12 protein-coding genes and 1 pseudogene are annotated in these 14,306 nt (G+C 46.9%); 9 read left to right on the top strand and 4 right to left on the bottom strand.

The genetic code is table 11. The annotated features are described in order from the left end of the window. Positions 1-76: 76 nt before the first annotated feature. From FU659_RS04075 to FU659_RS04090, 5 genes are all read left to right on the top strand, one after another. Positions 77-907, top strand: a complete 831-nt coding sequence (locus FU659_RS04075) for an alpha/beta hydrolase family protein (RefSeq protein WP_147946381.1) — start codon at positions 77-79, stop codon at positions 905-907. An 18-nt stretch (positions 908-925) separates the two neighbouring features. Then, positions 926-1,135 (top strand): YezD family protein, encoded by a 210-nt coding sequence (locus FU659_RS04080; RefSeq protein ID WP_147946382.1) that lies wholly within the window; start codon positions 926-928, stop codon positions 1,133-1,135. Between the two features lie 130 nt (positions 1,136-1,265). Then, a complete protein-coding gene (locus FU659_RS04085; RefSeq protein ID WP_315971271.1) occupies positions 1,266-2,264 on the top strand; it encodes an alpha/beta hydrolase in 999 nt (332 codons plus the stop codon). Positions 2,265-2,467: 203 nt separating this feature from the next. Beyond that, positions 2,468-2,617 carry a hypothetical protein gene (locus tag FU659_RS35105; RefSeq protein ID WP_187273887.1) on the top strand — a complete coding sequence of 50 codons (150 nt, stop codon included), beginning with the start codon at positions 2,468-2,470 and terminating at the stop codon, positions 2,615-2,617. Between the two features lie 23 nt (positions 2,618-2,640). Further along, a complete protein-coding gene (locus FU659_RS04090) occupies positions 2,641-3,402 on the top strand; it encodes a MerR family transcriptional regulator (protein ID WP_261807601.1) in 762 nt (253 codons plus the stop codon). Positions 3,403-3,493: 91 nt separating this feature from the next. Here FU659_RS04090 and FU659_RS04095 read toward each other — a convergent pair whose 3' ends face one another. The 4 genes from FU659_RS04095 to FU659_RS04110 all read right to left on the bottom strand — a co-directional run bounded on the left by FU659_RS04095 (position 3,494) and on the right by FU659_RS04110 (position 6,529). Next, positions 3,494-3,934 (bottom strand): ester cyclase, encoded by a 441-nt coding sequence (locus tag FU659_RS04095; protein WP_147946383.1) that lies wholly within the window; start codon positions 3,932-3,934, stop codon positions 3,494-3,496. 204 nt (positions 3,935-4,138) lie between these two features. Continuing rightward, positions 4,139-5,122: an electron transfer flavoprotein subunit alpha/FixB family protein gene (locus FU659_RS04100; RefSeq protein ID WP_147946384.1), complete on the bottom strand. Its 984-nt coding sequence runs from the start codon at positions 5,120-5,122 to the stop codon at positions 4,139-4,141. An 18-nt stretch (positions 5,123-5,140) separates the two neighbouring features. Next, positions 5,141-5,902 carry an electron transfer flavoprotein subunit beta/FixA family protein gene (locus tag FU659_RS04105; RefSeq protein WP_147946385.1) on the bottom strand — a complete coding sequence of 254 codons (762 nt, stop codon included), beginning with the start codon at positions 5,900-5,902 and terminating at the stop codon, positions 5,141-5,143. Positions 5,903-5,941: 39 nt separating this feature from the next. Beyond that, a complete protein-coding gene (locus tag FU659_RS04110) occupies positions 5,942-6,529 on the bottom strand; it encodes a fatty acid metabolism transcriptional regulator FadR (protein ID WP_261807602.1) in 588 nt (195 codons plus the stop codon). Positions 6,530-6,802: 273 nt separating this feature from the next. Here FU659_RS04110 and FU659_RS04115 point away from each other — a divergent pair. The 4 genes and pseudogenes from FU659_RS04115 (at position 6,803) to FU659_RS04130 (ending at position 14,302) form a co-directional block, all read left to right on the top strand. Continuing rightward, positions 6,803-8,849: pseudogene (locus FU659_RS04115) on the top strand ((Fe-S)-binding protein). 14 nt (positions 8,850-8,863) lie between these two features. After that, positions 8,864-11,257: a 3-hydroxyacyl-CoA dehydrogenase/enoyl-CoA hydratase family protein gene (locus FU659_RS04120; protein ID WP_147946386.1), complete on the top strand. Its 2,394-nt coding sequence runs from the start codon at positions 8,864-8,866 to the stop codon at positions 11,255-11,257. A 21-nt stretch (positions 11,258-11,278) separates the two neighbouring features. After that, positions 11,279-12,463 carry an acetyl-CoA C-acyltransferase gene (locus FU659_RS04125; RefSeq protein ID WP_147946387.1) on the top strand — a complete coding sequence of 395 codons (1,185 nt, stop codon included), beginning with the start codon at positions 11,279-11,281 and terminating at the stop codon, positions 12,461-12,463. Positions 12,464-12,529: 66 nt separating this feature from the next. Continuing rightward, positions 12,530-14,302: an acyl-CoA dehydrogenase family protein gene (locus FU659_RS04130; RefSeq protein WP_147946388.1), complete on the top strand. Its 1,773-nt coding sequence runs from the start codon at positions 12,530-12,532 to the stop codon at positions 14,300-14,302. Positions 14,303-14,306: the final 4 nt, after the last annotated feature.

The following is a 14,306-nucleotide window of genomic DNA, read 5'->3' on the forward strand; positions in this document are numbered from 1 at the left end:
TATCAATTACCGGATAACCGGACAACTAAGATAACACGTCGTATACGAATTAACAAGACGAAAGGAAGTCTGCATCATGGAGCACGCAATCACCATACAAAGCGACGACGCTGAATTGGCTGCAACGTTACATTACCCGACAAATCAAACTGGAGCCACGAAGGCAGATTGTCAGCGTTGGCCGCTCATTATCATCTGTCACGGCTTTATTGGAAGCCGTATCGGGGTAGATCGGCTATTTGTGAAGGCAGCTCGGGAATTTAGTTCACAAGGATTTTTGGTTCTTCGATTCGATTACGGAGGATGTGGCGAAAGCACCGGCAATTATGGAAAAGGTGGTCTTCATGTTCTTATCGAGCAGACGCGAAGCGTCATTGATTATGCCTTAACCATAGATTGTGTGGATTTGAGTCAAGTTATTTTAGTTGGACATAGCTTGGGCGGCGCTGCTGCGGTCTTAACAGCTGCTAGGGATAATCGTGTGAAAACATTGGTCCTATGGTCTGCCGTAGCCCATCCTCATAATGATATTGTGCGGATTGTAGGAAAGAGCGAATACGAGAAACTACCGCTTGGTGGTGCGATTGATCATCATGGATATTCACTTACTAGCGAATTTTTTGATTCCCTCTCCCGGCATCAACCGTTCGAACAATTGCGTAAATTCAATGGCGATGTACTCGTCATTCATGGTACGGCGGATGATATGGTTCCTGTCGACTATGCGCCCTTGTATCAGAAAATGTTTTGGATGCGAAAAGAAGGGCAATGTGATATTGAGCTTATTTATCAAGCGGATCATACGTATTCATCATCCAGCTCGACAACGGACTTGTTGGAAAAAACGGGGAACTGGCTCTCATTTATTCAGAAGCGCAAAAAGGATTGGAATGATTGGACGATATAATAGAGCGGAGGAATCGATATGGCGAAACCATTGGAATTAGATGATGTATGGGTGGATAGAATTAAACAGATGTTGAACGGCTTGGAATACGGTTCCGTACAAATCGTCGTGCATGATGGGAAAATAGCGCAAATTGATAAAACAGAAAGAAAACGTTTTGATACGAGCAATCAAGCGCCAGGACAATTGCAGGCTTTGAAATCCGTTAAACAATCGAGTAAAGCCTAGCTCGAATAGATATTAAAGTAGTAGAAGTTTGATAGTTATTAAATAATGTCTTATTCGCAGCCCTCTTTCTTCCGAAAGAGGGCTGTTTTCACGATTAATAAAACGTATACTAGAAGGAGTGAGTCATTCATTGGATCGCAAATGGGAAGTAATTATTGGGGGGGATTGTATGAAGCAGCAGCACTTCGTCTGGAAAGATGCCAAACAGATCGATCATTATGTTTATTCGTGGCTGCCTGATGAGTCAACGCCTATTGAAGGAATTGTACAAATCTCGCATGGCATGTCGGAAACGGCAGCCCGCTATGAAAGACTTGCCGCGCTGCTGACTCGCCATGGTTATGCTGTTTATGCGAATGATCATCTCGGACATGGACGAACAGCCGGAACACCGGACAAGGTGGGCAAGTTCGATAAGCATAGTTTTCTGCGAATGGTTCAAAATATGGGAGGGCTTACGACTCATATTCGTACGCTTTATCCGCAGTCAACGCCAATGTTTGTACTCGGGCATAGCATGGGGTCCTTTTTAACTCAGCATTACATGGTTTCCTATTTGAACGAACATCCAGAACACATCCAAGGCATCGTACTGTCGGGTTCGAATGGGAAAGAAGGCTTGGCCTTGCAAGCAGGCATCGCTGTCGCTACAATGGAAGCTGCTTTTCGCGGAGATCATCATCGCAGTAAACTATTAACCTCGTTGTCATTTGGAACTTTTAATAAAAAATATGCACCGAACAGAACCTCATTCGATTGGTTAAGTCGTGATACAACGGAAGTAGACGCATATATAGCTGATCCCTACTGTGGGGTTACCTTTACATCCGGTTATTTCCGGGATTTCTTTAAAGGTTTGAAAGATATTCACCGCCCTGAGCATGTGAAGCTTATCCGCAAAGAATTACCTATACTTGTATTATCAGGTGATGAAGATCCGGTCGGGGGTCACGGCAAAGGCATACGCAAGCTGTTAACGATGTACCAATCGTTAGGCATTCACAATGTGAGCAGCAAGCTTTACCCTGGAGGACGACATGAAATGCTGAACGAGCTGAATCGGGAAGAAGTGATGCAGGATATATGCCAATGGCTGGATCAACAAAAAAATCAGGTTAAGAGAGATTAAAGGCGACGAGAGGTCGTCTTTTTTTAGAATTTATATGTTTGGTTTGGGTTCAGTGGAAGTTTAATCCATATTTGATTTTTTGAAAAGTAGAGGGGGAAAATTTAATTAAGATGATGTTGTCTGATGAACGTTATCATGGGGATGCGTTTGTGAAAAATCATTAGGAACATATAAGGCCAAATGTTTGCAAGGTAGTATCAAAATTGAAGTCTGTGAAGGATGTCAGTGTTACAGCAGTCAGTCCAAGCGACAACTCTACATTAACGCGGAAAATCGTGCTTACAGAAGGATCGTCAGGATTTTCTGGCGGTTTTTCTTTCTATCCGATAGGTATTGACTCTCACGCCGCGTGATCCTTTAAAGTGGACTTTAGGAGGTGATAACACTGACTTACACGGTAAAAGAAGTTGCTCAACTAACAGGGATTAGCATTAGAACACTGCATTATTATGACGAAATCGGTCTTTTAAAGCCTGCGTTCTATGGGGGGAATGGATATCGGTATTATGAAAAAGCGCAAATGCTGCGGCTTCAGCAAATTCTATTTTACCGAGAGTTGGATTTTGGGTTGAATGATATTATCCGAGTTATGAATAGCGATACGTTCGATCAGCTAGAGGCACTTCAGACGCATAAAAAGCAGATTAGCCAACAAAGAAACCGAATGAGTCAATTGCTAGACACCATCGACAAAACCATCGAGCATTTGAAAGGAGAAGCAGCTATGAAGAGTGAAGATTTATATTTGGGGTTTGATTCGGAAAAGCAAGCGAAATATGAGAACGAAATTACCGAGAAATACGGCAGTGAAATCGTAGAAGAAAGTAAGCGCAGCACGAAGAACTGGAAAAAGGAAGATTACGCTGCCATAAAAGCCGGATTTGAGGATTTGAATAAGCAGCTTGCCGAAGAAATCGTTAAAGGAGCCCATGTTAGTGATCGTGCGGTGCAAGTCTTAATTGGGAAGCATTTTGCGCTGGTTAGTCAATCCTATAAACCGACTAAAGTGATTTATTCAGGGCTTGGACACATGTACGTCGAGCATCCTGAATTCAGAAGCATGTATGATGCTCATCAGCCAGCCTTGGCTGAGTTTCTGCGTGATGCCATGCAAGTTTATGCGGATGAACACTTATAACTGTTGGTGTGAATAGCCCTCCCTGGGAGAAATTCGGGGGAGGGCTTCATTCACTTGCGATTTACGGGAGAATTCCTCAAATGTGATGAAGCTAAGATGTTAATGAAGTCGCGTTTCTTTGCAACTGAAGACGGATACCTTCGCGGTCTATTTGAATCCAATACTCAACAATTCGGTTATGTTCCACTCGATAAACGGCGCTGGCGAGCTCGATGACAGTCTTCCCTATTGGGGCAAATCCGTCCACTTCGCCTATATGTATGCCAGTTTGCTTCCAACGGACATAGACGCGATCCTCCTGAGCAATGAGTTCTAGAATTTCCAACTGAAAATCTCCATAAGCTTGCTTCATTTCTCTCACGTGATCAGCATAATTGCTCGGTGTCCGATGAACCGTAGTTTCCATCTCTGCCGTTACTTGATGAGCAAGAACTTGATCAGACATCCAACTGTGAGCGGAATCAGGGTCGAGACCGGATCGAACTTGTTGGAAAAATTGCTGGACTATAGCAGTAGGCGTTAATGTCGTCATAGGTATGTAAGCTCCGATCAGGATGAAGGAAATCTGGCCTAGATAAGGGAATGTAGCCAGCGATTGTTCATAAGTTTTATAACTTATCATAAAGGATACATTAGTAATTAACAACGATCAAAATGTGTGGAAAAACAAACAACACCAGTTACTCAAGAAAACCACCCTTCCAAGTTGTTGAAGGAAGGGTGGTTACGTATGCTGTTAGTTCAGTATGCGGCGGAATTCCTCGGTCAGCAGCGGCACGACCTCGAACAGATCGCCCACAATGCCGTAGTCCGCGACTTTGAAGATCGGTGCCTCGACATCCTTGTTGATGGCGATGATGACGCGCGATGCGCTCATCCCCGCAAGATGCTGGATGGCTCCGCTAATGCCGCATGCGATGTAGATCTCTGGCGTTACGACCTTGCCGGTCTGACCGATTTGCATCGCGTATTCGCAGTAGCCCGCGTCGCAGGCTCCGCGGGAAGCCCCGACAGCTCCGCCAAGGACGGCAGCCAGCTCTTCGAGCGGCTGGAAGCCTTCGGCGCTGCGCACCCCCCGTCCGCCGGAGACGACGATCTTGGCTTCTGCCAAGTCGATCGCGCCGGACGTCTTCTTCACAACCTCCCGAATAACGCTGCGCAGGGAGGGAGAGGGATAAGCAACATCGATTACGTTAGCTTGACGCGAAGCGTCAGGCTCAGCGGCTGCGATGTTGTTAGGTCTAATGGTTACGATCCATGGATCGGCAGCATCTGTAAACGCTTTCTTTTCGATCGCTTTACCGGCGTAAAGCGGGCGCGTGAATAACAGCGTATCGCGCTCTGATTCGATAGCCGTGACATCCGAGATCTGCCCTGCCGAGAGTTGTGCTGCAATCTGCGGAGCCAAGTCTCGACCAATCGCGGTATGCCCAAAGTAGATGCCATTGGGTTTGACCGTTTCTATTACGGTCGTCAAAGCGTGTCTATAAGCTTCCGAGCTGTAGCTTTCTAGTGCGCTGTTTGCTACTGCATAGACGGGGTCCGCGCCATAAGCCGCGAGCAATCCGGCAAGTGCTCTACTTTCAGAGCCGCCTATTAACACAGCTGAGATCGTATCACCCTCTGTGGCAGACAGCTGCGCAGCGCGTAATGTTTCAAAGGATACTTGACGAAGCTTGCCGTCGCGAGCTTCTGCAACAACGAGAAATGTTTTCGACATGGCTGCAGCCTCCTTGGATTAAATCACTTTGGATTCGTTGCGTAAGGCTTGCACAAGCTCCGCGACTTGCTCTGAAAGCGTGCCTTTGAGCAGGCGACCTGCTTGACGTTCCGGAGGTAAAGCTAATTCAGCGCGTATGGTTTTGGGGACGATAGCCGAAACATTCAGATCGTCGAGAGATAGATGCTTAAAAGGCTTTTTCTTCGCTTTCATAATACCTGGCAAAGAAGGATAACGCGGCTCATTTAACCCTTGCTGTGCGGTGAACATGGCAGGGAGGGGAACCTCGATGATTTCCACATCGCCTTCCGCATCACGATGGGCAATGGCCTTGCCGTCGATCAGTTCCAGCTTTGTGACTGAAGCCACATGCGGAATATTCAGTAAAGCAGCTACACGAATGGCAACCTGGCCGGCCCCATGGTCAACGGAAAAATTACCGCCCAGCAGCAGGTCAAGGGGCTGTTCGCGCAAATAAGATGCCAGAATTTCGGCAACTTCGAACTCGTCGCCGTGAATGCGCTCATCGGAGATGAGTACGGCTTCATCTGCCCCCATGGCTAGTGCGGTGCGCAAAGCTTCGGCTGTCCGTTCCGGACCGACGGAAAGTAGTGTTATTTTGCCGCCAAACGCTTCGCGAATGAGAATGGCTTGCTCCACAGCATATTCATCGTAAGGATTGATAACAAATTTCACACCATCTTCTTGGACGGCATGGTCTAAGAGTGTAATTTTCTCCTCGGTATCAAACGTTTGCTTGACTAAAACAAAAATGTCCATAACCAAGCTCCTTTCTGAATATACATGCTACATAGGGATTTAAGCCTCAATGCCTCGGATGAAAAAATCAATGGTGGGGCCGGCCTGAGCGGCGAGGGAATACTTTTGTCCGGCGATAAGCCAAGAGGTTACCACTTCATCCATCGCCCCGAAAATAAGCAGTCTGACCAGTTTCACATCCAAGTCGGCACGGAAGCTGCCTTCTTGTTTGCCCTTTTCCAGTATATTTTCGATCAGGCTAATATATCTCTTTAGCGCCAGACCAATCTTTTTACGAATTTCAAAATCGCTTTGCCTGAGTTCAATTTGAGTGACATAAGCTAGAGGAATGTTTGCTTCCAACTCACTGAAATGAATGTCGCATACCTTCTGAAGAGCTTCTCTGGCGCTCATCCCTTCATGAAGTCCAAGTGTAAACTTCTCTACGAGTTGGCCTAATTTTTCCTCGAATAGACTGGTTAAAATATCCTCTTTCTTTTTAAAATACAGATAGATCGTCCCATCTGCGACGCCGGCTTCCTTGGCAATGCGAGATACTTGCGATTTATGGAAGCCATGCTCGGCAAATACGTGCAAAGCGCCTTCAAGAATAGCGTAATATTTGTCTGGTTTATTGCTACTTGTCAAGTGGATCACCTCGGTGTTAGAATACAACTATCGATGAATGAATCGTCATTCATTTTGTAATTTCATCATAAAATACATGATACGCCTTGTCAACGACTTATTCGACTTCAAGAAATAAGTCGTTGACAAGCTGATGCAGTCATCGAAGAAGCATGTTTCAACTCTGGGAATAGGGTTACAGAAAACTTGCTTTTTTACGAAACCAATTTGATAACGCTTTCATTTTGGCTTTGGATTCGATGTCCACTTACTTCATGCTAAGGAGGGCTTCCCATGACCCGTTCACTCGTACTATTTATTTTGTTTTTCGGGGTGACTGTATATGCCTTATATTTGTTTGGGAAGGTCGTATATGCCCGTTATTTGTACATCAGACTTGGCAAATCAGTGAATATGAAGAAGGAAATAAGAGCGCGCCTGAAGCTATTCGCTATTCAAGTGTTTGGGCAAACAAAGCTGTTAAAGGATAAAAAAAGCGGCATTATGCATATCATTATTTTTTATGGCTTTCTTATTTTGCAGCTTGGTGCGCTTGATCTTATAATAACCGGATTAATTGGCCATCGGTTATCCATACCGGGATATGCATATTTCACTTGGCTGCAAGAGGTCACAATTTTACTGATTGTTATGGCTATGGTCTACGCGACTTATCGACGTTACATTGAGAAATTAAAACGTTTGAAGCGAGGTTGGAAGCCAAGCATCGTCCTTTTCTTCATTTTTTTTCTTATGCTGTCTGTCGTGGTAAGCGGAGGTTTTGAACGTCTTCGTGAAGGAGGGGGTTGGTCAGCATTGGCCCCTTTGACTTCTTCGTTTGCAGTTGCATTCAATGACATATCGCCTGCCTCGGCTGCCGTTGGTTTTTATACAAGCTGGTGGGTACATCTACTTATTCTTTTGTCGTTTCTGGTCTGTGTGCCGCAATCGAAGCATTTTCATATTATTACAGCGCCGATCAACATTTTGCTTCGTCGTACGGGGCCAACCGGTAAACTAACGTCTTTAGATTTGGAAGATGAGGAAGCGGAGTCCTTTGGCGTCGGGAAAATTGAGGATTTTACGCAAAAGCAAATGCTTGATTTCTACTCCTGTGTGGAATGTGGCCGCTGCACCAGTATGTGCCCTGCTCATGTTACAGGGAAAATGCTGTCTCCCATGCACCTCATTACGAAGCTGCGCGATCATTTGACGGAAAAAGGTTCGGTTATTACGTCCAAATCACCTTGGGTACCGGCCTTTGCCTTCGCCAATCGATCGGGACAACATGCATTTGAGGTAGAACTTATTGGGGATGTCATCACCGAAGAAGAGCTTTGGGCGTGCACGACTTGCCGAAATTGTGAAGATCAATGTCCTGTTGGCAATGAGCATGTGGATAAAATTATCGATTTGCGTAGGCATCTCGTGTTGACGCAAGGAAGTATGCCTCACGATGGGCAGCGTGCCCTCCAAAATATTGAAAGACAAGGAAATCCATGGGGAATTAATCGGAATGAGCGAGCCAAATGGGTGAAAGAAATCGATCCTGAGGATAGGCTTCATATCCAAACGGTGAAAGAAAATCCCGCTTTTGAATATTTGTTTTTCGTTGGCTCAATGGGCTCTTACGATAACCGCAGCCGTAAAATTACGCATGCTTTTGTTAAATTGATGAACGAAGCCGGTATCTCCTTTGCCATATTAGGCAATGAGGAGAAAAACTCCGGTGATACGCCTCGGCGCATGGGGAATGAATTCCTATTCCAGCAGCTGTGTAACGACAATATCGCGACTTTTCAGAAGTACAAGGTTAAAAAAATAGTCACCGTGTGTCCGCATACGTATCATACCTTCAAAAATGAATACCCTGAACTTTGGTTTAGAAGCAGACGTGTATCACCACACAGAATTGTTGGATATATGGGTGAAGGAAGGAAGATTAAATCCCCAACATGAAGTTCGGGAGCGCATTACGTATCACGATTCGTGCTATCTAGGACGCTACAACGGCGTGTATGAAGAACCGCGCAATGTCCTAAGAGCTATTCCGGGTGTTGTCTTGGTTGAGCAGCCTCGCTCCCGTGAAAATAGCATGTGCTGTGGCGCAGGAGGAGGCCTGATGTGGATGGAAGAGACAGCAGGCACACGCGTGAATATCGCACGGACAGAGCAACTGATTAGGGTGAATCCGACGGTGATCAGCTCCGCATGTCCGTATTGTTTGACAATGGTAGAGGATGGCACGAAGCAGAAGGAGGTCGAGGAACACATTAAAGCTAGGGATATCGCTGAAATTCTTGCCTTGTCTGTCTTCGGAACGACTGAAAAACTTATGTAGGAGGAACTTTCTGTATGACAAAAATCCGCACAGCTGCCGTTATCGGATCTGGTATTATGGGCTCCGGAATCGCTGCTCATTTGGCCAATGCAGGCATTCCGGTTTTGTTGCTTGACGTAGTGCCTCGACAGTTATTGCCGCAAGAAGAAGCATCAGGATTAACGCTTAACCAACCGAGCGTAAGGAGTCGGCTCGCTATTGAAGCGATTGAGAAACTGAAGAAAACAAACCCGGCGCCCCTTTATTCCGAAGCCTTTGCGCAGCGTATTACGCCTGGAAATCTGGATGATGATTTGGCTAAACTTGCTCATGTCGATTGGATTATTGAAGTTGTTGTTGAAGATTTACACATCAAGCAGCAGCTGCTTAGTCGTATAGAGACTGTATGGAAACCTGGCATAATTGTATCTTCGAATACGTCGGGAATTTCGATTAATAAGATGGTCGAGAACAGCAGTCTTGCCTTTAAACAAAGCTTTCTAGGTACCCATTTTTTTAATCCTCCCCGATATATGAAATTGCTTGAAGTGATTCAGGGCGAGCAGACGGATCCCGCCATTGTCGCTTTTATGAAAGACTTTTGTGAAAAGAAGCTGGGAAAAGGCATTGTGGAAGCCAAAGATACGCCTAATTTTATCGGGAATCGAATTGGAACTTACGGTCTGCTCGTCACGTTACGTGAGATGGAGAAGAATGGCTATTCCGTGGAGGAAGTGGATGCTGTTACAGGTCCTGCGATGGGACGACCAAAGAGCGCAACCTTCCGCACTTTGGATTTGGTTGGTCTCGATACCTTCGTTCATGTGGCAAACAATGTATTCCATCACGTGATAGACCGAGCGGAAAAAGAAATATTCGAACCCCCAGCGATTTTACGCACGATGGTGGAAAAAGGCTGGATGGGAGAGAAGATGGGGCAAGGCTTTTATAAAAAAGTAAAGTCAGAGGCAGGGAGCGACATCCAAGCCTTAGATTTGCAAACCTTGACCTATCAGAGTAGTCGTAAAGTGAATTCTGCATCTTTGGAAGCTGCCAAACAAGCAAAAGGACCAGCTGGAAAATTAAAAGCCTTGTTAGGCACCAAAGATCGATATTCGGATATGGCATGGCAGATTCTTAAACCTGTGCTGCTGTATTCAGCCGAAAAACTGGGCGAAATAGCAGATTCCATTGTTGAAATCGATCGTGCTCTTCGTTGGGGGTTCAATTGGGAGCTAGGACCTTTCGAGACATGGGATGCAATCGGCTTAAGACCATCAATTGAACGAATGGAGGCAGAAGGTAGCGTCGTGCCTGCTTGGATCAAAGAATGGATTGCCGCAGGTCATGACCATTTCTACGAAAACATCGAGGGGCACACCTTTTATTATTTGAAAAATAACAATCAGCGGTTGGAGACGCGGCCGGAAATTATTTCTTTGCACGCTATGAAGCAGCAAAATAAAGTGATTCGCTCGAATAGCGGCGCTAGCTTATTCGATATCGGCGATGGGGTAGCTTGTCTGGAATTTCATTCCCCGAACAATGCAATTGGTTCAGACATCCTCACCATGATCGAGCAAAGCGTAGATGAGGTTCGCAGCAATTATCGCGGGCTGGTTATTGCTAATGAAGGCAAGAACTTCTGCGTCGGCGCTAATTTGATGCTGCTTCTGATGGAAGCGCAAGATGGAGAGTGGGATGAGGTAGACGGCATTATTCGCTTATTTCAAAATGCGATGATGAAGCTGAAAAGATTGGAACTTCCGGTTGTCGCTGCCCCGCATAAGATGACATTAGGCGGCGGGGTTGAAGCTTGTATGCCCGCTGATCAAATCGTATTTGCCGCTGAAACGTATTTCGGACTCGTAGAGGTTGGTGTAGGTCTCATACCGGCGGGTGGAGGATGCAAGGAATTAGCGCTTAGAGCAAGTGACCACATTCAGGATGCTGCTGTTGATCTCCAGCCATGGATCAATGCAATATTCGAGACTGTAGCGATGGCTAAAGTGTCAACTAGTGGACATGATGCGAAACGACTTGGGTATATGCGCGCTGCGGATTCCGTCATTATGAATCCAGATCATCGGATTTACGAAGCGAAGCAAGCGGTGCTGCGTCTAGATGCGGTTGGCAAAAAACCGCAGACAGATGGGAAGATCCGTGTCGTTGGTGAGAATGGCAAGGCTGTCATGCAAATAGCCGCATACTCGATGCGTCAAGGCGGTTACATCAGCGAGCATGATCACAAGATTGCGAATAAGCTTGCGCATGTCCTGGCAGGCGGTAATGTGCCTGCGGATTCATGGGTAACCGAACAATACATGCTTGATTTGGAACGTGAAGCTTTCTTAAGTCTTTGTGGGGAGCTGAAAACACAACAGCGAATGCAATATATGTTAGCCAAGGGAAAAGCGCTTAGGAATTGATCGAAGGGTGTGGTGAAAACGATGAAGGAAGCCGTAATTGTAGCTATAACACGCACGGCCGTCGGTCGCGCGAAGAAAGGCAGCTTCGCACAAACAAGGACCGAAGATTTGGGCAAGGCAGTCCTGGAGGAAGCGATCAGACGTGTTCCCGGACTGGATAAAGGCGAAGTCGAGGATATTATCATCGGATGTGCGATGCCTGAAGGCGAGCAGGGCTTGAACTTCGCCCGCACGATGTCGCTTTATGCGGGCTTTCCGGTGACCGTGCCGGCGATCACGGTCAACCGCTTCTGCTCCTCCGGGCTGCAAGCCATCGCATATGCGGCGGAGCGCATTATGCTGGGCCACGCGGAGGTGATCATCGCCGGAGGCGTAGAGAGCATGAGCCACGTCCCTATGACGGGCTTCAAGCTCTCGCCGCATCCGCAGCTTGTTGCTGACATGCCCGAGGTGTACATGGGCATGGGGCATACGGCCGAAGCCGTCGCGCAGCGATTCGGAATTACGCGCGAGGAGCAGGATGATTTCGCGACGCGCAGTCATCGGAAGGCGGCAGCAGCGATAGCGGCCGGCAAGTTCGTGGATGAGATCGTGCCGGTGAGCACGAGCGTGAAGGGATTCGACGAACGCGGCAAAGCGTTCGAGCGGAAGTTCGTGTTTGCCATGGATGAGGGCGTACGCCCCGATACATCCGTGGAAGGGCTTGCCAAGCTGAAGCCTGCATTCAGCTTGGGGGGTACTGTGACGGCCGGCAACGCGTCGCAGACGTCGGACGGCGCAGCGGCAGCGGTGCTGATGAGCCGTGAGCGTGCGGAAGCGCTAGGCCTGAATCCGCTCGCAACGTTCCGATCTTTTGCTCTGTCTGGCGTGGAGCCGGAGCTGATGGGCGTAGGGCCGGTCAAAGCCATTCCGAAGGCGCTGAAGCTGGCTGGTATTACTCAGGATCAAGTGAAGCTGTACGAGATCAACGAAGCTTTTGCCTCACAATGCGTGCATATCATTCGTGAGCTTGGATTAGACAACGAACGGGTGAATGTGAATGGCGGGGCTATTGCACTTGGTCATCCGCTTGGTTGCACAGGGGCCAAATTGACGACCAGTTTAATTCATGAGCTGCAGCGGCGAGGCGGAGGATACGGTGTGGTTTCGATGTGTATTGGAGGCGGAATGGGAGCTGCCGGTGTGTTTGAAGTTCATCCGGCATAAGTACTGCAGCGAAACGCAATGTGGATGTGCCCTCAACGGGTTAACTGAGATAAGGAGAGGTCAACGATGACGGATAAAGTAATTGGCGGAAGCTTTATTATTTCGGAATCAGATTTTCATCATATCGTGACACCTGAGGACTTTACGGAAGAGCACCGCATGATCGCGGAAACAACGAAGGACTTTGTAGCAGGAGAAGTGCTGCCCCATGACGAGCATTTGGAGAAACTTGATTATGATTTAACTGTAAAATTAATGCGCAGTGCGGGTGAATTAGGTCTGCTGGGTGCAGATGTGCCGGAGATCTACGGGGGATTAGGCTTGGATAAAATGAGCTCGACGGTCATTAGTGAAAACTTGGCTAGAGCTTCTTCATTTGCTTTATCAATTGGTGCGCATGTGGGGATTGGCACACTGCCGATTGTGTTCTTCGGTACGCCGGAACAGAAGAAAAAGTACTTGCCTGATCTGGCCTCGGGGAGCAAAATTGCAGCCTATTGCTTGACGGAGCCGTCTTCGGGATCGGATGCCTTGGGCGCCAAGACGACTGCTTTCTTGTCAGAAGATGGTCAGCATTATCTCTTAAATGGTTCTAAACTTTATATTACCAACGCTGGATTTGCAGATATTTTCATCGTCTATGCCAAGGTAAATGGGACTGATTTCAGCGCGTTTATTGTGGAGAAAGGGCACCCCGGCTTTACGCTGGGGCTGGAAGAGAAGAAAATGGGCATTAAAGGTTCTTCGACGCGTCCGCTCTTTTTTGACAATGTGCCAGTCCCCGTTGAGAACTTGCTTGGTGAAATTGGCAAAGGGCACCTGATTGCCTTTAACATCCTGAACATTGGACGCTTTAAACTGGCTACCGGTTGCGTTGGCGCCGCCAAAGAAACCATCGAGCTGTCCGTTAAATATGCGAACACGCGTCAACAATTTCAAAAGCCGATTTCTCATTTTCCATTAGTAGGCAAGAAATTGGCTGAGATGAACATTCAAACGTATGTATTAGAAAGCATGGTGTATAGAACGTCCGGACTGTTTGATCAGATTCTGAGTGATATTGATCATACGAGCACAGAGGCAGGCAAACATAGTGCCAAAGGAATTTCAGAGTATGCCTTGGAATGTTCCATTAATAAAGTGTTTGCTTCCGAGGTGCTGGATGCTGTAGCTGATGAAGGCGTGCAAATTCACGGCGGTTACGGTTACATTCAAGAATATAAAGTGGAACGTATTTATCGAGACTCGCGGATCAATCGTATTTTCGAAGGCACGAATGAAATCAACCGCCTGCTTATTCCAGGAACACTCGTTAAGAAGGCGATGAAGGGTGAACTGCCTTTATTGCAAAAAGCGCAAGCCTTGCAGTCGGAGCTGCTTTCATTTGTTCCGGGTCAAGTCTTTGAAGGCGCTCTTGGAGAAGAAAAGCATTTGGTATCGATGGCTAAAAATATATTTCTAATGGTGGGTGGGCTTGCAGTTCAGAAATATGGTGTGGCACTTGAGAAAAATCAAGAAGTTTTGAGCAATATGGCTGATATCATGATTCAAATTTTTGCCGCGGAAAGTGCACTTTTGCGGACATTGAAGCAGGTTGAGAAGATCGGCGAAGATAAGGCGAAAAATGCCATGCAAATAACGACGGTGTTCGTGTATGAAGCCTTTGCTAGCATTGAGGCCTACGCCAAGGAAGCGCTTAGTACAATGGAAGAAGGAGACGTTTTGCGGACACAGCTTTCCATTCTGAAGAAGCTCGCCAGACGCAGCTCAATTAACTCCGTTTATTTGAAAAGGGACATCGCCGCTCGGGTGATTCAGGGTGAAAAATACATCGTATAGCCAT

The organism is Paenibacillus sp. N3.4 (assembly GCF_008017805.1).
Classification (GTDB): domain Bacteria; phylum Bacillota; class Bacilli; order Paenibacillales; family NBRC-103111; genus Paenibacillus_E.